Origin of the sequence: Marinobacterium aestuariivivens (genome assembly GCF_042661465.1) — a bacterium.
Lineage (GTDB): Bacteria > Pseudomonadota > Gammaproteobacteria > Pseudomonadales > Balneatricaceae > Marinobacterium_A > Marinobacterium_A aestuariivivens.
This window is the reverse complement of the sequence record NZ_JBHSWE010000002.1, coordinates 270,953-291,366: the sequence shown is the minus strand read 5'-3', so window position 1 is coordinate 291,366 and position 20,414 is coordinate 270,953. Positions and strand designations below refer to the sequence as shown.

Genomic DNA, 20,414 nt, shown 5'->3' with positions numbered 1-20,414 from the left:
CCAGGATGGATAATACCAAAAAACGGTACTACACTATGAACTCAAAGCAGCGCCGCACACTCCACAGCATTTTTTCCGATCCGGTACGTTCAGACATCGTCTGGTCCGATATCGAAAACCTGCTGCTGGCGCTCGGTGCTGAGATTACGGAGGGCCGGGGCTCGCGGGTGCGGGTCAGCCTGAACGGTTGTCTGGCCGTATTCCACCGCCCTCACCCTCAGAAAGAGACTGACAAGGGCGCACTCAAGTCGGTGCGCCGCTATCTGCTGAATGCCGGAGTGACACCGCCATGATGGAGTACAAGGGTTACCGCGCACAGATCGAGTTTGATCAGGACGCCGAACTGTTCCACGGCGAGATTCTGGGTATCCGCGACGTCGTGACCTTTCAGGGTTGCAGCGTTGCGGAGCTAAAAGCCGCCTTTCAGGACAGCGTGGATGACTACCTGGATTTCTGCGCCAGCAAAGGCAAAACACCCGACAAGCCCTACTCCGGACGCTTCAATGTGCGCATTTCGCCAGAGCTTCACCGCCGGCTCGAAGAGGAAGCCCGCATCCACAACACCAGCCTGAACCAGTGGGTAACGCAGAAGCTGGCAGCCGACGGACAGAACCTGTAATAGCTCGGATCGTTGGATCTACTCGATCTACCGGATCGCCGGGAAAATTAACCTGCCAGACAGGCTTGTAATCCAATCTTATCAGTGAGCACTACCACCAGCGGTGCTCGAGACCACCCTCCCACTCAATGACCCGCAACAGCACCTCCTGTCGTGCTACGAAGCGATCGTAACGGAAAGCGTGTGCTGGCTCTAGGCTACTACACAGGGCCTGAAGCGGCAGCGCAATCAGGCTCTATAGCCACTTCATACAGCGACAGAGGTTTTACATCGCAACCTCCTTCAATCATTTCAGATTGTTGCGGCGCTCAGGCGCCCTCCATCAGCCGGGCGGTCACCCGTTCGAGCGCTTCGCGTTCGCCGCTGATCAGCAGCACATCACCGGGTCGCAGTTGGGTATCCAGCAGTGGGCCCGGCACTCGCAGGGCGCCGCGTCGCACGTCGACCAGCTCGATCCCGTCGCCGGCGAAATCAAGCTCCTCGGGCGTACGACCGGCGGCATGATGCCCCTCGGCGATCACGACGGCGCGCGTCTGCACCGGAAAATCGCTGGCATCCGCCTCCCCGCCCGGATCCGCCGAATCATGAATAAAGGTTCGCAACGGGGCATAGTCGTTGGCCCGCACCGCATTCAGCCGCGCCTCCACCCGGGCCGGAGACAGGCCCAGCATGATCAGCAGTTGGCCGGCGAAGGCGAGACTGGCCTCCAGGCCTTCCGGAAACACCAGGGCCCCCGCCTCTTCGAGGGCTTTGTCATCCCGCCCTCGCCGGCTGCGCACCAGCAGCGGCAGGTCACCGCGCAGGTGCCGGACATGGGCGACGATGCGCGTGGCGAGGGTGGCATCGTCGACGGTGACCGCCAGTGCCCGTGCCCGCTCGAGTCCGGCGGCGCGCAGAATGCCCGGTTGCAGCACGTTGCCGAACAGCACCGGCTCCCCTGCTGCCGCGGCCTGCCGCACCCGTTCCGGGTCGAGGTCCAGCGCCAGCGCCGCTATCCCCTCCTCGGTCAGCAGATGCAGCAGATTTTGCCCGAAGCGGCCATACCCGCAGACAATGACATGACCGCTGAAGCTGCTGCTGACCTCGGCAATGTGGGCTTCATTATCCTGGTACCTGGCGCCCGTCCGGCCGACGCCGAGCCACTGCGCCAGACGATTGTTGAAGCGCACCTGCAACGGCGCGACCGCCATGCTCAGAATTACCGCGGCAAGCAGCGGCTGCGCCCTGTGCGGCTCCAGCAGCCCGGCGGCCAGGGCACTGGACAGCAGCAACAGACCGAATTCGCCTCCATGGGCGAGGAGGATGGCGGCGCGTCGCGCCACCGACGCCGGCTGACCAAATACCCTCACCAGCGGAACGAGCAGGAGCGCCTTGGCGACAAACAACGCCAGCAGCAGCAGCGCGACGGTTTCCGGCGTTCGCGTATAGACGCCGGGATCGAGCTGCATGCCGATGGTGGCGAAGAACACCCCCAGCATGAGGTCGCGAAAAGGCCTGATATCCGCCTCGACCTGATGCCGGAACAGTGTCTCGCCGAGCAACATGCCCGCCATGAAGGCACCCAGGGTCGGGGAGAGCCCGGCCAGATCGGACAGGGCGGCAGCCGCCAGGGCCAGCAGCAGCGCTGTCAGCATGAACAGTTCCAGCGAGCGCTTGGCCGCCACCCAGTGCAGCACCGGCGGCAACAACCGGCGACCGATCAGCACCAGGCCGGCGAAGACCAGGGCCGCCTTGCCCAGGGAGAATACCAGCTGCTCGGCCAGCCGCTCAGGCTCGGCTGCCAGGACTGGCAACACCGCTAGCATTGGCACGGTCGCCAAGTCCTGGAACAGCAGGATGCCGGTGGCGACCCGGCCATGGGGTGTCGGCAGTTCCAGCTGTTCGCTGAGCTGCTTGAGCACGATGGCAGTCGACGACATCGCCAGCGCCATCCCCACCACGAATGCCTCGCCGGCGCCAAGCCGCCATCCCCACCAGGCGACGATACCGAACAGCAGGGCTGTCAGTGCCATCTGGGCGCTGCCGAACCCGAGCACCAGGCGCTTGGCGGCCCAGAGCCGGGGCAGGGAAAATTCCAGACCGATGGTGAACATCAGCAGCACGACGCCCAGCTCGGCCAGCCGATGGTAGCCGGCGGCGTCCGGCAGCCAGTCCAGTACCGCCGGTCCCACCACCACGCCGGTGGCCAGGTAGCCGAGGATGGACGAGAGCCCCAGTTGCTGAAACAGGGCCACCGCAACGGTGGCCAGCGCCAGTACGACGACCAGCTGGACGGTCAGTATCGGTTCCATGGCGGCGGTACCGAACCCGGCACGGGATCAGACGACAAGCCCAGGCTGCGGCGCCTGCGCAGCGCAGCCTGGCAGCATGCCGGCACTTAGGCCGAACTGATCTCGATTCTGCGCGGTTGCAGTTCTGCTCGCTTGGGCAATTCCAGCGTCAGGACGCCGTCCTGCATTTTGGCGCTGATTTTGTCGCCCTCCAGCTCACGGCTCAGGGTGAAACTGCGGCGAAAGCGGGTGGTCTTGACGTCGGCGTACAGTGCCTCCATCCCTTCGGGGATATCGACCACCATCTCGCCTTCGAGCAACAGGTTGTCCCCCTCCAGTTGCAGGGTCAGCCGATCACGGGATACCCCGGGCAGGTCCGCAAGCAGGGTTATGCCTTTGTCGTTTTCGTAGATATCCACCGCAGGACGCAGGAACACCTCCCGCTCGCGCTGCGTCTGCAGCTCGCCCTTGTCCCGGCTCTGAATGTCTTTGCGGGTATTCATTTTTAGCCTCCTCGACGTAGCTGTCTGACTGACTTATTGCACCTCGATCCTGCGTGGTTTGAGCTCTTCGCGCCGCTGTACCTGGATATGCAACACACCGTCGCGATACCTGGCCGTCACCCGATCCGGGTCCACGTCTTCGGGCAGCGAGAGCACGCGGCGGAACTTGCCGTTGAAACGTTCCCGGCGATAGAACTGAGCCGACTCGGGGTGACTGACCGAGCGCTCGCCCGAAACGGTCAGCAGGTTCTGCTGCAGCGAGATATCCACTTGCTTGGGGTCGATGCCGGGGGCAAAGACGTAGACATCGACCTGCTCCGGCGAGCCGCCGACATTGATGGCCGGGAAGGTTCCGGCCGCCACCGAGCGGATGCCGCTCGCGCCGTTCCCGTCGCCGAACAGCTGATCCATTTCGCGGCGCATGCGCTCCAACTGACCGAAGAGGTCAGCATCGAATCCGATCCAATTACCGAACATGTCACACCTCCTCTGGACTTTGATTGCGGACGGAAACGTCCGTCCTTGACCTGTTCAACTGGAGAGCAGCAATCTTCGTACCGGCTGGCAGCTGCCGGTTTTACGGCGGTTCGGGGCCCGGGGCCCGAGGGGCATCGGTCGATGTGGCCGGATCGGGGCGTCCGAACCCGGCCAGAATGGCCGGTCGATCGACCGCGCGAAGGGCGCTTTCAAGGATCAGGATTCGTTGAGCTTGCGCCTCAGGGTACGCTCCCCGATCCCCAGCAGCCGGGCAGCCCGGACGCGGTTGTAGCCGCTGTTCTTGAGCGCGGCATCGATCAGCAGCCACTCGGCATCGGCCAAGCTTGTACCCTTGGGAATGAATACCCCTTCGTCCTGCACGCTGCGGCCCGCTTTTTCCGGCGGCAGTATCGACGCCAGCAAACTGGCTCTGATCTCGCGGACACCGGCGGGCAGGCGCACGGCCAGCCGTGCCATCAGGTTGCGCAACTCGCGCACGTTGCCGGGCCAGTGGTAATCCACCAGCCGGGACAGCGCTTCGGGTGTCAGACTCGGCGGGGCCGAGGACCAGCCCATGTCACGCAGGCTGCGGCTGAGAAAGTGGCGCGCCAGCAGCTCGATATCGCGGGGACGCTGGCGCAGTGGCGGGACCTGGATCAGCAGCACATTCAAACGATAGAGCAGGTCCTGGCGGAACAGCCCGGCCTCGACTCGCTCCTCCAGCGGCTGATGGGTGGCGGCGATGATGCGGACATCGACCGGGACGCCACGCTCCCCGCCGATACGACAAATGCCGGCGTCTTCCAGCACCCGCAGCAGGCTGACCTGGGCGGCCAGCGGCATTTCGCCGATCTCGTCCAATAGCAGTGTGCCCCGATGGGCCTGCTCGAAACGCCCGCGATGCGGGCGGGCGGCGCCGGTGAAGGCGCCTTTTTCGAAGCCGAACAGCTCCGCTTCCAGCAGCGTTTCGGGAATGGCACCGCAATTCACCGCCACGAAGGGTCCCTGGGCGCGCAGGCCCAAGCCATGAAGGGCACGTGCCACCAGTTCTTTGCCGGTTCCGGTCTCACCCTGTATCAGCACCGGCTCGCCGCTCTGGGCGAAGCGGGGTAGCTCGGCCAGCGCCTCGACCATCGTCGGGTCGGCAATGCTCAGGTAGGGCTCGAGCTGCCGGGCCAGACTGGCGCCGGCACAGGTCCCGGCAAGATCGGCCGCCAGTTGCCGCGCCAGCGCGATCGGATCCACCGGCTTTTCGAAATAGTGCCGGGCGCCCTGGCGCAGCGCCGCCACCGCATTGTCGATGCTGCCGTGCCCGGTGATCATGTAGAAATATCCGTCCGGATGGCGGCCAAGGAAGTCGGGCAGTAGTTCGCTTCCCTTCCCGTCCTTGAGCTGCAGGTCCGCCAGCACCGCGTCCGGCAACGTCTCGGCCAGTGACAGCCGGGCCTCCCGGACACTGCCGACACCGGTCACCTCGGCCCCCAGCCCACGCAGCACCCGTAAGAATCCACGCACGATACGGGGGTCATCATCCACCACCAGCAGCGACAAGCCACTCAGGTCGGGAAGGTCTTTTTCAGCTTGTTCCACCAATGAGGAGGCTCCTTCTGCTGCAACGGCAGGGTCAGCAGGATGCTGGCACCGCCCTGCGGGCGGTTCTCGGCCCGTACCCAGCCCTTGTGAGCGGCCAGGACCCGCTGCACGATGGCCAGTCCCAGGCCATTGCCATCCGCTCGGGTTGTATAGAAGGCGTCGAACAGACGGGGCAGGTCCTGCTCGCGGATGCCCCGCCCCCTGTCCTCGACCCGAATCGTCACAAAGACGCTGTCCTGGCACAGCACACTGACCTGCACAGCCCCTTGTGCCTGTCCGCTCTGGGCGGCATTGATCAGGACATTGAGCAGAGCATCGCACATGGCGGCTTTCTGCAAGACCGGCCGCGGCATGTCCGGCGGGATACTGACTTCCACGCTCAGCCCCTGCTCCGCCAGCGCTGGCGTCGCGAGGCGCACCGCGTCCCGCACCAGCTCGCCAATGTCGACCGGCTCGAAAGCCTCGTCGCGGTGCCTTGTCAGCTGTAGAAAGGCGCTGAGCTTGTCATTCAGGCTGAGGATATCGCGATCCAGTTCATCGACGATCTCTCGGGTCTCGGCCGGCGAAACCAGCAGTCCCTTGACGTTGGCACGCAACGCCGCCAGCGGATTGCGCAGGCTGTGGACCAGTTGGGCTGCCATCTCGGTCAGGGCCTCACGCTGGTACAGCTCCTGGAAATGTCCCTCCAGTCGGCGGGTAGTCCGCATGGCCGCCAGAGTGATCCCCAGTGCAAGCAGGATGCTCAGGGTCCCCACGAGACCAAAGCCCAGTATGCCTGACGAATCTTTATCAGGCCTTCGTTGACCTTTGCGAGCATCATCTCGCGGTCGAAGCCGAACTCCAGCCGGACCAGGGTGGTCGGTCTGGGGGTCAAGTCGAAATGGATAAGAAACAGCGTCCCCGACTCGGCATGCAGGCGTTGCCCGGAGGGGGCGAAGCTGTGAACACGCCGGGCATCAACTGGCAGCGGCGAAGTTGTCCCTGTGGAAATCCTGCCGCCTCCATTGTTCAATTGAACGCCACCGTCAGGCCCCCTTACCGCAATATTGCGCAGGGCGGGCAGGCGAGCGAATAGCCTCTGCGCTTCACTAATCAACCAAGGTTCCTGTCGCCGCACGAAGGCCATTGCGTCGACCTGGCGAAGCTTCTCGGCAAGGGGCTCGATCTCCATCAGGACTTCATCGACGACCAGGCTCGTCTCGACCTCACGAACCTGGAAATAGAGCCAAGCTCCACCGCCGCCGATCACCAGCAGATAGAGCGTTAACAGCGTGCCATAGGGCAACAGGACCAGTCGTGTAATGGCGAAATTGGAACGTATCATGGCGCTTAAAGGTCCGGCACCGTTATTAAATTCAGACTATTCGAAGTGTATGTCCCCAATCCTCGTAAGCCCATTCTGATCTATCGTCCCCGATGCAGGGACAGCCACGAAGCCTTCTGCGGTGCCATTGCGAATACCGGTAAAGATCCGGCCCAGATGGCGCCGCCATTTCCGCGGCCAAAACAAAAGAGGGAAGGCCTAGGCGACCTCCCCTCTTTGCAATACGTGGAAATATCAGCTGTTGTCAAGCGGCCTTGTGACCGCGGTGACCCAGCATTACGATGAGTGACCATATCGAATCGGCTCCCACCAGTAATCCGACAATGACGCTGTTCCACATCGCCGTCGTCATGCCGCCGTATCCCAGCAGGAAGGGGAGATGATCAGCCAGGCCCCCAGTGCCAGCAGTACCCATTCCTCCCAGATGTATGTCTTCCTCAGTACGGCGATGGCGAATACCACGACCGCAACACCGACGATTACCGAGTTCCACAGCACCATCGTGCCTTCAGCACCGGTAAATCCCAGCACGAAGGGCGAGATCAGGAGCCAGGCACCCAGCACCAGCATCAGCCAGTCACGCCAATGTTCGCTGAACTGCGCAAGATTCATGATACACCTCCCAACCGGTTATCCGGTTGTACTGAGCCAATAGAATTCGCAGTCCGTTAACATCGATCCTGTCGATAAGATCGATCTCCTTCGCTTATTTAATAGGTAAAGTATTGGCATTTTTCAAGAGTAGATCCCTCGCCAGCCTAGACCGACGAACAGCACGCATATCCCAAATCTTTGCGCCCTTTGCAACCTGAGAACAGCAGGCTTGATATCTGCCCCCTGTCCTCTGAGCCAGTGGTCGAACGCCAAGCCCGCCTGAAACGCCAATTGCGAGCTGCAGGGGCTCTATAAAGAGAGTCTGGTCGGCAGAGAATACCAGGACACGCACCCGCTGTTCTTCTACACCCCCAGCCTGGAGCATATCCGTAACGTATCCGCCGGGCGACTGCCGACACCAGGGAACTGCCGACCTCGCTCGGCGGCCGGCCAGGATATCGGCGCCCGAAACCTTAATGCAGCGCAACGCGCGGGACATCGGCGGTGATGCAGGCGGTCTCTCAGCATGCCTATATCCCCCGCTTGAACAGCAACTGTCGTATATGATCGATAGCCTTCATCGGATTCAGTCCCTTCGGACATACGTCGGCGCAGTTCTGAATGTTCCGGCATCGAAATACGCTGTAGGGATCCTGGAGCTCACTCAATCGCTCTTCTGTCGCCGTGTCGCGGCTATCAGACAAGAAGCGGTAGGCCTGCAACAGACCAGCAGGTCCAATGTACCGATCGGGGTTCCACCACCAGGAAGGACATGCGGAAGTACAACAGGCGCAGAGAATACATTCGTACAACCCATCAAGCTTTTGGCGTTCTTCCGGAGATTGAAGCCGCTCTATTGTCGTAGGTGGCTCATCGTTGATCAGGTAGGGTTTGATCTTGTGATATTGTTGAAAAAATAGCGTCATATCCACCACCAGGTCGCGAATAACCGGCATACCGGGCAATGGACGAAGTATCAAGGGCTTGCCGTGATCCATTACATCCCGCACTCGCGTAATGCAGGCCAGGCGGTTCTTGCCGTTGATATTCATGCCGTCAGAGCCACATACACCCTCTCGGCAGGAGCGACGATATGCCAGGCTGGAGTCAATCGTTTTGAGATGTTCCAGCACATCGAGCACCATGACCTGCAGGTATTTTTCTTCCAGCTGGAAACTCTGCATCTGGGGCTGCGTGTCCAACTCAGGGTGATAGCGGTAGATCTGAACTTCGAACATGACAGCACTCCTTGAGCCCTATGGATTGCCAACCGCACCGGTTCCGGAAACGAGAGCCATTTGTCAGGACGATTCCAGCAGTTCCTTCAGCACTACCGCCTGGTTATGCTCGGTGTCCCTGGCCGCATAGAGGAGCGTGACGGCCCCCTTCTGGAGCAACGCACGGAGGCGATCCAACGCCTCCTCGCTACACGCGAGTTCGGCCAGATAACGGCGCTTGAACTCGGGCCATTTGTCGCTTTCGTGACCGTACCAGCGACGCAGCTCGTCGCTGGGCGCAATGTCCTTGAGCCACAGATCCAGCGACAGATCCTTCCTGGCGATGCCCCGCGGCCAGAGCCTGTCGACCAGTACCCGGCTGCCGTCGTCGCTTTCGACCGGATCGTAGACCCTTTTCAGCTTCAGAAGCGCCATCTTCTGGCGACCTTCAAAGCAGCAGCACCATGAATACCAGTACCAGCAACAGCGTCCAGCCCAGCACGCCCATCGCCAGTGTGGTAAAGGTCAGACTGGCGATCTCGACCTCCTCGCGCAGTTTCAGCATGGCCTCTATCCCGTGATAGACCAGCGCGATGGAACCGATCAGCCCGGCCAGGGCCACCAGGATGATAAATCCAGGATTCGGCACGAAGAGCCCGAACGCCGAGAGCCACATCTGAATGGCGGCGACGGCTGCCACCAGAAAGGCTTCCGGGTAGCCGACATTGATTTTCTGCGTCGTGGCGTTGCTGCGAATCGCCCAAGCCATCAGCGGCACGGTGAACAACTCCGCGACGAAGAAGACGGCGGCGCTGACCGCCCAGCTACCGGCGTCGGCACCGGGCAGCAAACGGCTACCATAGTGCAGCCCGGCATATTCGATCATCGCCGGCGGCACCAGCGAGAACGGCAACACCAGAAACATAAACAGCTTGATCACCGAGGGATGAATACGGGCGAGCTCGTCCCAACCGCCGTGCGGCGAAACGAACATCCGGGAAATATCCGACACAGTCATTGTCCACCTCCTCACCCTGCTGGATGGCTGCCAGACGCTGCGTTTGTCTCCAACGACAGTATGGAAGATTGTGCAACGAAGGCAGCGCCATCCGCTGCACAAAGAACCTATACAGCATAGAACGCTTTTAATAACATGTAATTTTTACACATGTTGAAATATAATCACCATGACACTGAGGGTCCATCCAAGGGATATATCAATGACTGACATGTCGGATGAACGGGATTACCGGTTGGTCGCCGTGGTTCGCGATGCCTGCATCCGTGCTGCCCTGGAGGGATACGAGAATGCCGGTATCAGCGGCCTGTGCCACGAGGGACGCTGGGAAGCAGCGGTCGGCGAGATGCGCCGGCTCGATCTTGACCGGCTGATCCGCGAACGGGAGAACACAACGCCGAAAACCTGAGAGGCTACAGCCCGATACTACCGCGATGGAGGCATCATGAACGACAGGCGTACAGCAGACTGGGATCCAAGGTCCCCGACCGTGCTCGATGATCAAATCGAGGCCTACGATGAGATGCGCCGGCGCTGCCCGATGGCACACAGCGAGTTCCTGAACTGGACGCTGTTTCGTCACCGGGACCTGATGCGGGTGCTCGCCGACGACCAGACATTCAGCAATGCGGTTTCCAGTCACCTGTCGATACCCAACGGCCTGGATCCCCCGAGCACGGGCATTACCGGCGTATTATCGAACCCTATTTCAGCGCTGAACGGATCGAGGCGTTCACGCCAGTGTGCCGGCAGATCGCCGTCGACCTGATCGAAAACCTCCCCTCCACCGGCGAAGCCGACATCATGTCCGGTTTCGCCCACGATTTTGCCCTGCGGATCCAGTGCGCCTTTATGGGCTGGCCGTCCGAATACCATGAGCCGCTACGCCGCTGGACAGCCCGGAACCAGGAGGCCACCTTGGCAGGCGATCGTGCGGCGACAGCGGCGGTGGCGCTGGAGTTCGACAGCTATATCCGCCAGCTGCTCACGGTGCGGCGCGAAGCCGGCAGCGACGCGCCCGACGACCCCACCACCCGCCTGCTGCGCGAGGAAGTATCTGGCAGGCCGCTGACCGATGAGGAAATCGTCAGTATCATACGCAACTGGACTGTCGGGGAACTGGCGACCATCGCGGCCAGTGTGGGCATCCTTTGTCGTTACCTCGCGGCACATCCGGCGTTGCAGCAGCAACTGCGCCAGCAGCCGGAACTACTGCCCGCCGCGATCGACGAGATCCTGCGCATCGACGCACCTTTGATCGCGAACCGCCGGGTCACCACCCGACCGGTCGAAATCGGTGGTCGAAAGCTCGCCGCTGGCGAACGGCTCACGTTACTCTGGGCTTCGGCCAATCGGGACGAAGCGGTATTCGAAGACCCTGACACCTTTCGGCTGGATCGCGACCCCGCCGATAATCTGCTGTACGGTGCAGGAATCCATGTCTGCCCCGGTGCGCCGCTGGCGCGGCTGGAACTGACCACCGTCATGACCGAACTCCTGCGACGTCGGCGCCTGGAAACGATCCCGGGACGTCAGTCGGTCCGGGCTCACTACCCGACCGGTGGATATTCGGCGGTACCGCTGCGTATCCAGTGAGACGCTGAAACCGGTTCTATCGGGTTCACAATAGCGGGCGCAATATTCCAGACGGCCGACAGCGGTTCGGACAGCCGTTGGATGCGCAACGGCTCGACGACAACGTCTACGATCGAGCGGTTCTTCTGCGGCATCAGCTTTCGGTTGGACAAATAGATGATGACACATAAAAGGCGGCCTTCACGAGCGTGCTTCAGCGGCCGGTTCTGGCGAATGGCAAGTTTCAGGCCATTCAGCAGTATCAGGTCACGGGTTGTCTTCAGTTCCCTATACTACCTTCACTTGTCGCCCTTCCGAGATACGGCTTGTCCAGCCCCGTCGTCTCGTGACAGCAAGGGTCTTCCAGCGGGGAGCGGCTCTAAGTGATGATATGAAAAAGCAGACAAAAGGCAACGATCGCTCCAAGCTGGCGTCTCTCAGCCGGGTGATTCAACAGATGGACGGGGCGCCGGACATGGAGACGGCGCTACGCATCCTAGTGGAGCGCACGCGTGAGCTGATGTCAGCGGATGTCTGCAGCGTTTATTTCACCGAGCAGGAGAAACGACGGCATGTGATGGTGGCCACCAGTGGCCTGGCGCCTAGCGTGATCGGAAAGGTTCAATTTGGCTTCGGTAAAGGCCTCATCGGCAGGGTAGCGGAAAGCGCCAAGCCCATCAATCTGGACTCTGTCCCCACATCCTTGAATCAGGACTTCGTTGCGCAGTCCGACGCAGGACGGTATCAGGGTTTTCTCGGCGCGCCGATCACCCACCGCAGCCGGGTGCTGGGCGTCCTGGTTGTGCGGCAGCGGGTGGCGCGCCGCTTTAACGACGCCGATATCGCGTTACTGACCACTCTGGCTGCCCAGTTGGGCGGCACTATCGCCTATGCCCGGGTGAGCGGTGAGCTCTGCAGCTTCTGTGCTCCGGATGAGATCGAGCTGAATCAGCTTGATGGCGTAGCTGGCGCTCCCGGGATCGCCTCAGGGGTTGGCCTGGTGATCTTTCCGGCGTCTGACCTTTATACGGTACCCCACCGCCGGGCGCAAGATCCCGATCTGGAAGAGCGGAACCTGCGTGCAGCCATAGCGCATGTCCAGGATGAGCTCAGCCGCCTGGGTGAAGATCTGGCGGGGCCGCTCTCTCCAGCGGACCGAGCGCTGTTCGATGCCTATGCGTTGATGCTGAATAGCCCGGAAATCTTGGACACCGCGGTGCAGCACATCCGCCGGGGAAACTGGGCACCGGGTGCACTACGTAAGACCATTGAGGCATACAGCCAGGCTTTCAGTGAAATGGACGATCCTTATCTGCGTGAACGAAGTGCGGACATTCGAGATCTGGGCAACCGCATCCTGGTGCATCTGCAGGGCACGTTGCTGACCAAACATGACTATCCCGCAAATACCATCCTGATTGGGCGTCAGCTCGGCGCTATCGACCTGGGACTCGTACCGCGCGAGCGCGTGCGAGGCATTATTTCCACCGAAGGCTCACCTCTGTCCCATGTCATTATTCTTGCCCGTGCGCTCGGCATTCCCGCAGTGGTGGGTATTGAACAGGTCCCGCTGGAACATCTGGACGGTCAGGAGGTGGTCGCTGACGGCAACCAGGGACGGGTCTATTTGCGACCTTCGCCGCGGCTGCGCGCAGAGATCGAGCGTATCAATCGCGAGGAGCGAACTCTCGAGCAAGAGCTGGAACGACTGCAGGACCTTCCGTCGCGGACCCAAGACGGTGTGAACGTGCCCCTTTACACCAACGTCGGTCTCATCGAGGAGGTGGCTTTGGTCGCATCCTCAGGTTCAGGTGGCATCGGCTTGTTTCGCACCGAGCTGCCGTTCATGCTTCTTGATCGATTTCCCAGTGAGCAGGAGCAGGTGAAGATCTATCGACAGGTGCTGGAGGCGGTCGCGCCCCTGCCGGTCAATCTGCGAACCCTGGACGTGGGCGGCGACAAACCCCTGCCTTACCTGCCCATCGCAGAATCGAACCCGATGCTGGGCTGGCGTGGCATCCGTCTCATGCTGGACCGTCCCGAAATCTTTCTCACTCAGCTCAGGGCAGCACTGCGGGCGAACGTTGGCTTGGAGAATCTGCGGCTGCTCCTGCCCATGGTCAATGGCGTCACCGAATTGGAACAGGCACTGGATTTGATCGCTCGCGCCCACCGGCAACTGCTGGAGGAGGGCATCGCCTCTTCCCGACCTCCGACCGGGCTCATGATAGAGGTCCCTTCTGCCGTATACCAGGCGGAAGAGCTGGCAAGGCGGGTGGACTTCCTCTCCATTGGCACCAACGACCTTAGCCAATATCTGCTGGCGATCGATCGCGGCAACCCCCAGGTCTCGAATCGACTGGACCCGCTCCACCCCGCCGTGCTTCGTGCGCTGCGCCAGGTGGTGGAAGCCGCTGGTCGCACCGGAAAACCGGTCTCGGTGTGCGGGGAAATGGCCAGTAACCCGGCTTGCGCCTTGCTGTTGGTGGGGCTGGGTATCGACAGTCTGAGTGTCAATGCGGCCGCCCTTCCGCGCGTCAAATGGGCGGTACGCAGTGTCGACTCCCAGCACTTGAAATCGCTTGCCACGGAAGCCCTGAAGCTGGAGAAGCCGGAATTTGTTCGACAGCTGCTGGACACAACACTCGAGGTTGCCGGTCTGGAACGTCTGCGCCGCCAACCCGGCTCCACCATTGCCGGCGACAAGGCGTCCACGTAACGGCCTGTAACCGAACATGGAACTGGAATACCGCTCCTGGCAGCCTCTCTGACACGCCTCAAGGCCGGAAAGTAAGCGGGCATCGATCACGCATCAGTTGACAAACAGGTGTATCTGCATCTAGTTTGTTATTAATCACTAACTAGAGAATTCCGATGCGTGTCCGCAAAACCGCCGAAGCCCGCAAGGCCGAAATCATCGACGCCACGCTGCGCCTTGCCGACAAGCTCGGCCCTGAGCGGCTGACGACCGAGGCTGTAGCCAGCGCCGTGGGCCTGACCCAGCCGGGCATATTCCGGCATTTCCCGAAGAAGCAGGATTTGTGGGAGGCCGTCGCGGCGCGTGTCGGTGCGATGATGGAGGCGGGCTGGACGACGGCGCAGAGCCCGGACGCCGCGCCGACTGACCAGATCCGTGCACTAATCGTCGTGCAATTGCGACTGATTCAGTCCACACCGGCGATCCCGGCAATCCTGTTTTCACGCGAGTTGCACACCCAAAACAAGGCGTTACGCACGGCCTTTTTCGGCCTCATGAGCCGCTTCCACCGGCTGATTGCCGATCAGGTGACGCGCGCCTGCGAAAGCGGCGAACTGCATGGCGATCTCGATGCCGACGATGCGGCATATCTCATCATTGGGCTGGTTCAGGGCCTTGCCGTGAGATGGTCGGTCAGTGGCCGGAACTTCGAATTACCATCGGAAGGAAAACGGCTTTTGGAGCTTCAATTGAGTGGTTTTGCCTCCGGCGGTGGAGCCGGACATGAGGGGGCGATGTCATGAAAAAGCGGACTGTCCGGTATCTCTTGGCACTGCTGGGGTTTGGCGCCGCCGGGGTTGTGGTGTTGCTGTTCATATTCATGCGCCCCCTGTCGGTCGAGGTTGCCCAGCTTGCCGAAAATGTGCCGGTAAAGGTCTTCGGCCTCGGTACAGTCGAGGCCCGTATCCTCTCGAAGATCGGCTTCGAGGTCGGTGCGGCGCTTGTCGAGATGAATGCGGATCATGGCGCCTTGGTGAAAAAAGGCGACGTGCTCGCACGCCTGCACAGCGCCGAACAGGAGGCGCGTGTCGCCAAGGCAAAGGCCGGGGTCCTCAACGCGGAAGCGGCAGTGAAAATGGAGGAGGCTGCCATCGGCAAGGCCCGTGTGGTCCTCGCGCAGAAGCAGCAAACGAACAAGCGCAAACAGGCGCTTTTGCAACGGCAAACGGTGTCCGTCGAGGTCGCCGAGGAATCGCAGATGGAAGAAGATGTCGCCGCCGCCGAGCTGGCCGTGGCGATCAGCGATGTCGAGATCGCCAGGGCCGCTCTCGAAGACGCCAGGGCGCAGTATGAACTGGAGCAGGTTCTTCTCGATCATCACGTCCTGAACGCGCCCTATGACGCCATTGTCGTGGCGCGTCACAAGGAACTGGGCGCGGTGCTCGTCCCCGGCGAGCCGCTGTTCACGCTGGTGGCCCCGGAAACCGTCTGGGCGCTCGCCTATGTCGATGAGGCGCGCGCGGGCGGCATTCGACTCGGCCAGCGCGCCGAAGTCCGCCTGCGCTCTCTGCCCCGGCAGATGTTCCGAGGCCATGTGACCCGCATCGACATCGAAAGCGACCGGGTGAGCGAGGAACGCCGGGTCTATATCGCCTGCGACCAGTGCCCGGAACGTTTCCATCTTGGCGAACAGGCAGAGGTCTTCATCACGACAGCGGTGCTCGATGAGGCGCTGCTGGTGCCCGAAACGGCGGTCGAGGGATTCGACGGGACACACGGCACGGTCTGGACCGTCGAGAACGGCGCGCTGCACCGGCGTGCGGTCACGTTCGGTCAACGAACGCTCGATTCCCGCCTTGAAATCGTCGGGAGCCTGCCGAATGGGGCGCGGGTTGTGAGCGCGCTGCGGCCGGGGCTGCGGGTAGGCCGTGCGGCAAAGGTTGCGGAGGATGGCGCGTCATGAACCTGGCCTATCGCGATATCAGGCAAAATCTCGGGCGTTTCCTGCTGACCTGTTTCGGCCTCAGCCTGCTGCTGGGCGTGGTCCTGTCGATGATCGGCATTTACCGGGGGCTGGTCGAGGACGCCCTGACGCTGGTCCGCACCCCCGCAGTCGATGTCTGGGTGGTGGAATCCGGCACGCGGGGACCGTTCGCCGAATCCTCACGGATTCCGGGCGATATGCGGGAAGCGATTGCCCGCCTCCAGGGCGTGAGCTCGGCGGGCAGCGTGACCTATCAATCCGTGGAGACCCACTACGGCGGCGAAAAGCTGCGGCTCTACGTGGTCGGTTACGAGCCGGGCCGTCCGGGCGGTCCTGACCGGGTCATTTCCGGCCGGACCATTGGCCGGAGCCACTATGAAATGGTCGCCGACACGCGCACGGGGCTGGCCCTGGGCGATCGCGTGGAGCTGGGACGAAACACCTTCACCGTCGTCGGGCTGACCGACGGACAGGTTTCTTCCGGGGGCGATCCTGTCGTTTACCTCACCTTGAAGGACTCCCGGCGCTGCAATTCGAGCTCGCGCCACCCGCCGCGCGGCGGGAGATCGCGCGGGGCAATGGCCCCGGCACTACCGATACGATCAATGCTGTCGTCGCCCGCGTCTCGCCGAATAGCGCGCCCGAGAACGTGGCGGACGCGGCGCGCCGGTGGAAGCATCTCGCGGCCATGACACAAGCGGGGCAGGAAACCATCCTGACCCGCTCTGTCGTTGAGCGGGCGCGCAAGCAGATCGGCCTGTTCACGGCCATTCTGTTGGTGGTTTCCGCCGTGATCATCGCGCTGATCCTCTACACCATGACCATGGACAAAATTCGCGAGATCGCGACCCTCAAGCTCATTGGTGCGCCGGATCGCACGATCATCGGCCTGATCCTGCAACAGGCGCTTGCCATGGGCGTGATCGGTTTCGGTTTTGGCGCGCTCCTGATAACCACGATCAAGAACTATTTCCCGCGCCGGGTCGTCCTTCAGCCGGAAGACGGGCTGGCGCTCGCAGCAGCGGTGATCCTCGTCTGCGTCATCTCCAGCGGCCTCGGGGTGAGACTTGCCCTCAAGATCGATCCGGCAACGGCGCTGGGAGGCTGAGCATGAACGATTCCGACCGGCAAGCCCCTCTTGTTCAAGTGCGCAACGTCTCGAAGTATTTCGGCGAAGGCGAAACCCGCGTCGATGCCCTGGGCGATGTGAACCTGGAGGTCTATCCGGGTCAGGTCGTAGCGCTGCTCGGCCCCAGCGGATCGGGCAAGACCACGCTTCTGAACGTCATCGGCTGCATTCTGGAACCGAGTAGCGGCTGGGTTAAGCTGGACAACGAAGTTGTCTATGACGGGCGGTGGCTGCGCTCCGATCTGCGCAAGCTGCGGCTGGAAAAGATCGGCTTCATCTTCCAGTTCCACAACCTTCTGCCCTTCCTCAACAGCACCGACAACGTCGCCCTTGTGCTCAACCTGGCAGGATACGATACAACGGAAGGGAAACGCCGCGCTGTCGAGCTACTGGACTATCTGGAAGTCGGACACCGCAAGAACGCCATGCCCGCCAAGCTGTCGGGCGGCGAGGCCCAGCGGGTCGCGATTGCCCGCGCGCTCGCCAACCAACCGCGGATCATCCTCGCCGACGAACCCACGGCGGCGCTCGATTCACAACGGGCGGGAATCGTCATGGATTTGTTGCGCAAGGTCGCAACAGAGCAACAGGCCGCTATCCTCGCTGTCACCCATGACGAGAAGATCTTCGACCGCTTCGATCACATCTTCCACCTGCGGGACGGAAGGCTGGAAAGCAGGAACACCGGCGAGAACACATAACTCTCTCCGCCTCAACTTGGCTGTGTTGTCCAGGCGGCCCCGGCTAGCCGGAGAAACGGCCCCCGGCGACGATAAGGCCGTCGAGCGGTTTCCAGGCAAGGCACTGAGCGGATTCAAGGATTGGGAGAAGCCGACCGTGACCAATGCCGATAAGGTCCCAGCCTATAGTGTCGCCATCACCGAGTTGACGAGGTCGTGAAAATGTCCGCCGAAGACCGTGCACAGGCAAGTCAAATATCTCAAGGCCGAGCCTTATCACCATCTGTCACATGCGCTGGATGTACGCTCTTGCACAGGCCGGTAAGCATGACGGCGATCAGTGGACGGCAGCGGCAGCTTACGCTGGCGGGTGAAGGCGTTGGGATGCGCAGGATGTCGTGACAAATGGCGGAACTCATCGAAATGAAGGTAACGGGTGAAATCAGTGAAGATATCGGACAGAGACATGGGGAGCGCTCACGGATCGAAAAACGATCCCCATTGGCCGCATTGCCAATCTTGGCAAGAGCGCCACTATTGCCAATAACTGCGCCGTGCCGGACATGAGGCGAGCTCTATAAATACCTATTAGATCGAAACAGTACACTAGGCTTTCAATAGAGGCCTACATTGCAGAGGAATCGATGTACGAGCGAATCACCCAGCGGCAGTTGCTGCTGTTTGTAGAAATCGTCCGGCAGGGCAGCGTCGCCAAGGCGGCGAATGCGCTGTCGATCACCCAGTCTGCCGCCTCCAAGAGCCTGGGCCAGCTCGAGCAGGTGGTCGGTGAACGGCTGCTCGAACGCAACCGTGCGGGGATTCTGCTTACCCCTGCCGGCGAGATCTTCCACCGCTATGCCAGCGCCAGCCTTACCGCTGTGCGCCAGGGTATGGAGCTGATCGCCCAGAGCCGCAAGGATGCGCGGCATGCGGTGCTGCTCGGAGCCCTGCCGAATGCCGCCAGCGAAATACTGCCGGCGGCGGTGGCGGTGTTCAAAGACAAGCACCCCGATGTGCCGGTCAAGATTCTTACCGGCACCAACCGGCATCTGCTGACACTGCTACGAACTGCCGAAGTGGACTTCGTCGTCGGTCGCTTCGCGGAGCCTGCCGATATGATGGGACTGCATTTCGAACGCCTCTACTACGAATCCCTGGCACTCGCTTCCCGTGTCGGTCACCCCATCCTGTCGACGCAACCGCTGGCGCTGAAGGAAATCACCCGCTACCCGCTGATCCTACCGCCACCCGGCACCGTTATCCGCCCGGAGATCGACCGCTTCTTTCTCAGTCGCGGCCTGATCGAGCTGCCGAATATCATTGAGACCCTGTCGGTGGAGTTTGGCCGCCATTACACGCTGCAAACGGATGCGCTCTGGATATCTCCGGCCGGCATCCTCAAGCCGGATCTCGATACGGGCCTGCTGCAGGAAGTGGCCGTCGATCTGACCGCGACCGAAAGCGCCGTCGGCATTTCCACCCGCGCCGAAGCCGGACTGACACGCCTCAGCGAAAAGCTCATGGAAGAGGTACGCCGGGCGAGCAAGTCACTTCCCCGCCCAACCTAGCAGGAATAAAAGTCATATAAACACCCAAAGTTTCGCTTTAGCATGCATTAAACTCCATGAAACAATGATCTTCATCAAGATACGAGAACATTTGTTCCGGTCAGGTTCTGTAAAAACAATAATCTGGAGGAGTCAATGAAAATGCATTTCGCTCGACTGACGATGACCACTCTGCTGGCCTCGGCCCTGCTGCTCTCGCCGTTCGCCGCCCAGGCCCGTACCCTCAGTATCGGCACCAACCCTCAAGGCTCCCAGGCCTACGCCTCTGGTTCCGCCATCGCCGACGTCGTCGGTGACGCCCTGGATACCTCTTTCACCGTCGTCCCCCAGGGCGGCCCCACCGCGATCATTCCAGCCATGAGCGCCGGCGAGTTCGATTTCGCCTTCGCCAATATCGTCGCCGCCGCGACCGCCATGAAAGGCGACGGTCCCTTCAAGGGACGCAAGTTCGAATCGCTGCGGGTCGCGGCGGTGGTCTATCCGCTGCATCTGGGCGTGTACGTCAAGAAGGACGCCCCCATCCAGTCGTTCGACGACCTACGTGGCAAGCGGGTCGCCTCGGCGTTCAAATCGCAGGCCAACCTGGCGGGCTTCATGACCTCGGCGTTGGCGATGGCCGGGATGAGCTATGAAGACCTCACCGAGGTCCCGGTGCAAAACGGGGTTCAGGCGATCGACGAACTGATCGAGGATGGCCTGGACGCGACCATTTTCAGCACCAAGTCGGGCGTGGTGCAGAAGGCCGACGCCGTGGTCGGCATTCGCATCCTGTCAGTGCCGGATTCGGATGCGGCCCGCGCGACACTGGCCGAGCGCTCGCCGGGCGCCGTTGTCGCCGAGGTTGCGGCCGGTTCCGTGCCGGGCGTCGCGGCCCCCACCCGGGTGATCGAAGCGCCCTTCGTCGTCCTGACCGACAGCTCGGTCGATGAGGACACCGTCTACCAGGTCGTCAAGGCGTTAGCCGAGAACAAGGACAAGCTGGCAGCCTCCGCCAGCGATTTCGAAGCGCTCGACCCCAAGACCATGGGCCAGAGCAGCCTGCCGGTGCCCTACCATCCCGGCGCCATCCGCTACTACCAGGAACAGGGCGTCTGGCAATAAGGCGGTCCTCGCCGTTCTCCGGGAGTCCGGTCTTCGTCTGAAGACGGCCTCCCCGATCCGCCCG

Annotated in this window: 23 protein-coding genes; 13 read left to right on the top strand and 10 right to left on the bottom strand. The window is 61.7% G+C overall.

From position 1 onward, the window contains the following. Positions 1–35: 35 nt before the first annotated feature. Entirely contained in the window at positions 36–293 is a 258-nt protein-coding gene (locus tag ACFQDL_RS32190) for a type II toxin-antitoxin system HicA family toxin (RefSeq protein WP_379914041.1), read from the top strand. Next, positions 290–619, top strand: a complete 330-nt coding sequence (locus tag ACFQDL_RS32185) for a type II toxin-antitoxin system HicB family antitoxin (RefSeq protein WP_379914039.1) — start codon at positions 290–292, stop codon at positions 617–619. Before ACFQDL_RS32190 ends, ACFQDL_RS32185 begins: the two co-directional genes overlap by 4 nt. Before the next feature lie 308 nt (positions 620–927). Here the strand turns inward: ACFQDL_RS32185 and ACFQDL_RS32180 are convergent, their stop codons facing one another. The 10 genes from ACFQDL_RS32180 to ACFQDL_RS32130 form a co-directional block, all read right to left on the bottom strand. After that, positions 928–2,910, bottom strand: a complete 1,983-nt coding sequence (locus ACFQDL_RS32180) for a monovalent cation:proton antiporter family protein (RefSeq protein ID WP_379914037.1) — start codon at positions 2,908–2,910, stop codon at positions 928–930. Positions 2,911–2,996: 86 nt separating this feature from the next. After that, positions 2,997–3,392 (bottom strand): Hsp20/alpha crystallin family protein, encoded by a 396-nt coding sequence (locus tag ACFQDL_RS32175; RefSeq protein WP_379914035.1) that lies wholly within the window; start codon positions 3,390–3,392, stop codon positions 2,997–2,999. Positions 3,393–3,425: 33 nt separating this feature from the next. Beyond that, positions 3,426–3,869, bottom strand: a complete 444-nt coding sequence (locus tag ACFQDL_RS32170) for an Hsp20/alpha crystallin family protein (protein WP_379914033.1) — start codon at positions 3,867–3,869, stop codon at positions 3,426–3,428. Between the two features lie 216 nt (positions 3,870–4,085). Next, positions 4,086–5,459 carry a sigma-54-dependent transcriptional regulator gene (locus ACFQDL_RS32165; protein ID WP_379914031.1) on the bottom strand — a complete coding sequence of 458 codons (1,374 nt, stop codon included), beginning with the start codon at positions 5,457–5,459 and terminating at the stop codon, positions 4,086–4,088. Further along, on the bottom strand, positions 5,426–6,217 hold the full coding sequence (locus ACFQDL_RS32160; RefSeq protein ID WP_379914029.1) for a sensor histidine kinase: 792 nt from the start codon (positions 6,215–6,217) through the stop codon (positions 5,426–5,428). Before ACFQDL_RS32160 ends, ACFQDL_RS32165 begins: the two co-directional genes overlap by 34 nt. Next, positions 6,205–6,786, bottom strand: coding sequence for a hypothetical protein (locus ACFQDL_RS32155; RefSeq protein ID WP_379914027.1), 582 nt, complete (start codon positions 6,784–6,786; stop codon positions 6,205–6,207). The genes ACFQDL_RS32160 and ACFQDL_RS32155 overlap by 13 nt, the downstream gene beginning before the upstream one ends. A gap of 348 nt (positions 6,787–7,134) precedes the next feature. Next, positions 7,135–7,398 carry an SPW repeat protein gene (locus ACFQDL_RS32145; RefSeq protein ID WP_379914025.1) on the bottom strand — a complete coding sequence of 88 codons (264 nt, stop codon included), beginning with the start codon at positions 7,396–7,398 and terminating at the stop codon, positions 7,135–7,137. A gap of 512 nt (positions 7,399–7,910) precedes the next feature. Further along, positions 7,911–8,618, bottom strand: coding sequence for a succinate dehydrogenase iron-sulfur subunit (locus tag ACFQDL_RS32140; protein WP_379914023.1), 708 nt, complete (start codon positions 8,616–8,618; stop codon positions 7,911–7,913). Between the two features lie 63 nt (positions 8,619–8,681). Beyond that, a complete protein-coding gene (locus ACFQDL_RS32135) occupies positions 8,682–9,032 on the bottom strand; it encodes a DUF488 domain-containing protein (protein WP_379914019.1) in 351 nt (116 codons plus the stop codon). A 13-nt stretch (positions 9,033–9,045) separates the two neighbouring features. After that, positions 9,046–9,615 (bottom strand): YIP1 family protein, encoded by a 570-nt coding sequence (locus ACFQDL_RS32130; protein ID WP_379914017.1) that lies wholly within the window; start codon positions 9,613–9,615, stop codon positions 9,046–9,048. Positions 9,616–9,817: 202 nt separating this feature from the next. Here ACFQDL_RS32130 and ACFQDL_RS32125 point away from each other — a divergent pair, with 202 nt between their 5' ends. From ACFQDL_RS32125 to ACFQDL_RS32075, 11 genes are all read left to right on the top strand, one after another. After that, positions 9,818–10,024, top strand: coding sequence for a hypothetical protein (locus tag ACFQDL_RS32125; protein ID WP_379914015.1), 207 nt, complete (start codon positions 9,818–9,820; stop codon positions 10,022–10,024). A 36-nt stretch (positions 10,025–10,060) separates the two neighbouring features. Then, positions 10,061–10,384 carry a hypothetical protein gene (locus ACFQDL_RS32120; protein ID WP_379914013.1) on the top strand — a complete coding sequence of 108 codons (324 nt, stop codon included), beginning with the start codon at positions 10,061–10,063 and terminating at the stop codon, positions 10,382–10,384. Further along, the gene (locus tag ACFQDL_RS32115; protein ID WP_379914011.1) at positions 10,357–11,211 is read left to right on the top strand and encodes a cytochrome P450; all 855 of its coding nucleotides are present in this window, start codon (positions 10,357–10,359) and stop codon (positions 11,209–11,211) included. Before ACFQDL_RS32120 ends, ACFQDL_RS32115 begins: the two co-directional genes overlap by 28 nt. A gap of 370 nt (positions 11,212–11,581) precedes the next feature. Further along, positions 11,582–13,909 (top strand): phosphoenolpyruvate--protein phosphotransferase, encoded by a 2,328-nt coding sequence (gene ptsP, locus ACFQDL_RS32110; RefSeq protein ID WP_379914009.1) that lies wholly within the window; start codon positions 11,582–11,584, stop codon positions 13,907–13,909. Between the two features lie 155 nt (positions 13,910–14,064). Further along, positions 14,065–14,691 (top strand): TetR/AcrR family transcriptional regulator, encoded by a 627-nt coding sequence (locus tag ACFQDL_RS32105; RefSeq protein WP_379914007.1) that lies wholly within the window; start codon positions 14,065–14,067, stop codon positions 14,689–14,691. Beyond that, on the top strand, positions 14,688–15,851 hold the full coding sequence (locus ACFQDL_RS32100) for an efflux RND transporter periplasmic adaptor subunit (RefSeq protein WP_379914005.1): 1,164 nt from the start codon (positions 14,688–14,690) through the stop codon (positions 15,849–15,851). Before ACFQDL_RS32105 ends, ACFQDL_RS32100 begins: the two co-directional genes overlap by 4 nt. Beyond that, entirely contained in the window at positions 15,848–16,564 is a 717-nt protein-coding gene (locus ACFQDL_RS32095; RefSeq protein ID WP_379914003.1) for an ABC transporter permease, read from the top strand. The genes ACFQDL_RS32100 and ACFQDL_RS32095 overlap by 4 nt, the downstream gene beginning before the upstream one ends. Continuing rightward, positions 16,561–16,980 carry an ABC transporter permease gene (locus ACFQDL_RS32090; protein WP_379914001.1) on the top strand — a complete coding sequence of 140 codons (420 nt, stop codon included), beginning with the start codon at positions 16,561–16,563 and terminating at the stop codon, positions 16,978–16,980. The genes ACFQDL_RS32095 and ACFQDL_RS32090 overlap by 4 nt, the downstream gene beginning before the upstream one ends. 2 nt (positions 16,981–16,982) lie before the next feature. Then, entirely contained in the window at positions 16,983–17,702 is a 720-nt protein-coding gene (locus ACFQDL_RS32085; protein ID WP_379913999.1) for an ABC transporter ATP-binding protein, read from the top strand. A gap of 623 nt (positions 17,703–18,325) precedes the next feature. Continuing rightward, positions 18,326–19,249 carry a pca operon transcription factor PcaQ gene (gene pcaQ / locus ACFQDL_RS32080; RefSeq protein WP_379913997.1) on the top strand — a complete coding sequence of 308 codons (924 nt, stop codon included), beginning with the start codon at positions 18,326–18,328 and terminating at the stop codon, positions 19,247–19,249. Between the two features lie 135 nt (positions 19,250–19,384). Beyond that, complete coding sequence (locus tag ACFQDL_RS32075; RefSeq protein WP_379913995.1) at positions 19,385–20,350, top strand: TAXI family TRAP transporter solute-binding subunit; 966 nt, start codon at positions 19,385–19,387, stop codon at positions 20,348–20,350. Positions 20,351–20,414: the final 64 nt, after the last annotated feature.

Excerpts from the sequence above, each read along its gene's own strand:
- ACFQDL_RS32085 (WP_379913999.1), top strand. The coding sequence starts at position 16,983 with ATGAACGATTCCGACCGGCAAGCCCCTCTTGTTCAAGTGCGCAACGTC.
- ACFQDL_RS32130 (WP_379914017.1), bottom strand. The coding sequence starts at position 9,615 with ATGACTGTGTCGGATATTTCCCGGATGTTCGTTTCGCCGCACGGCGGT.
- ACFQDL_RS32155 (WP_379914027.1), bottom strand. The coding sequence starts at position 6,786 with ATGATACGTTCCAATTTCGCCATTACACGACTGGTCCTGTTGCCCTAT.
- ACFQDL_RS32095 (WP_379914003.1), top strand. The coding sequence starts at position 15,848 with ATGAACCTGGCCTATCGCGATATCAGGCAAAATCTCGGGCGTTTCCTG.
- ACFQDL_RS32125 (WP_379914015.1), top strand. The coding sequence starts at position 9,818 with ATGACTGACATGTCGGATGAACGGGATTACCGGTTGGTCGCCGTGGTT.
- ACFQDL_RS32145 (WP_379914025.1), bottom strand. The coding sequence starts at position 7,398 with ATGAATCTTGCGCAGTTCAGCGAACATTGGCGTGACTGGCTGATGCTG.
- pcaQ (WP_379913997.1), top strand. The coding sequence starts at position 18,326 with ATGTACGAGCGAATCACCCAGCGGCAGTTGCTGCTGTTTGTAGAAATC.
- ACFQDL_RS32135 (WP_379914019.1), bottom strand. The coding sequence starts at position 9,032 with ATGGCGCTTCTGAAGCTGAAAAGGGTCTACGATCCGGTCGAAAGCGAC.
- ACFQDL_RS32120 (WP_379914013.1), top strand. The coding sequence starts at position 10,061 with ATGAACGACAGGCGTACAGCAGACTGGGATCCAAGGTCCCCGACCGTG.
- ACFQDL_RS32075 (WP_379913995.1), top strand. The coding sequence starts at position 19,385 with ATGAAAATGCATTTCGCTCGACTGACGATGACCACTCTGCTGGCCTCG.
- ACFQDL_RS32180 (WP_379914037.1), bottom strand. The coding sequence starts at position 2,910 with ATGGAACCGATACTGACCGTCCAGCTGGTCGTCGTACTGGCGCTGGCC.
- ACFQDL_RS32105 (WP_379914007.1), top strand. The coding sequence starts at position 14,065 with ATGCGTGTCCGCAAAACCGCCGAAGCCCGCAAGGCCGAAATCATCGAC.
- ACFQDL_RS32190 (WP_379914041.1), top strand. The coding sequence starts at position 36 with ATGAACTCAAAGCAGCGCCGCACACTCCACAGCATTTTTTCCGATCCG.
- ACFQDL_RS32175 (WP_379914035.1), bottom strand. The coding sequence starts at position 3,392 with ATGAATACCCGCAAAGACATTCAGAGCCGGGACAAGGGCGAGCTGCAG.
- ACFQDL_RS32100 (WP_379914005.1), top strand. The coding sequence starts at position 14,688 with ATGAAAAAGCGGACTGTCCGGTATCTCTTGGCACTGCTGGGGTTTGGC.
- ACFQDL_RS32185 (WP_379914039.1), top strand. The coding sequence starts at position 290 with ATGATGGAGTACAAGGGTTACCGCGCACAGATCGAGTTTGATCAGGAC.
- ACFQDL_RS32140 (WP_379914023.1), bottom strand. The coding sequence starts at position 8,618 with ATGTTCGAAGTTCAGATCTACCGCTATCACCCTGAGTTGGACACGCAG.
- ACFQDL_RS32170 (WP_379914033.1), bottom strand. The coding sequence starts at position 3,869 with ATGTTCGGTAATTGGATCGGATTCGATGCTGACCTCTTCGGTCAGTTG.
- ptsP (WP_379914009.1), top strand. The coding sequence starts at position 11,582 with ATGAAAAAGCAGACAAAAGGCAACGATCGCTCCAAGCTGGCGTCTCTC.
- ACFQDL_RS32090 (WP_379914001.1), top strand. The coding sequence starts at position 16,561 with ATGACACAAGCGGGGCAGGAAACCATCCTGACCCGCTCTGTCGTTGAG.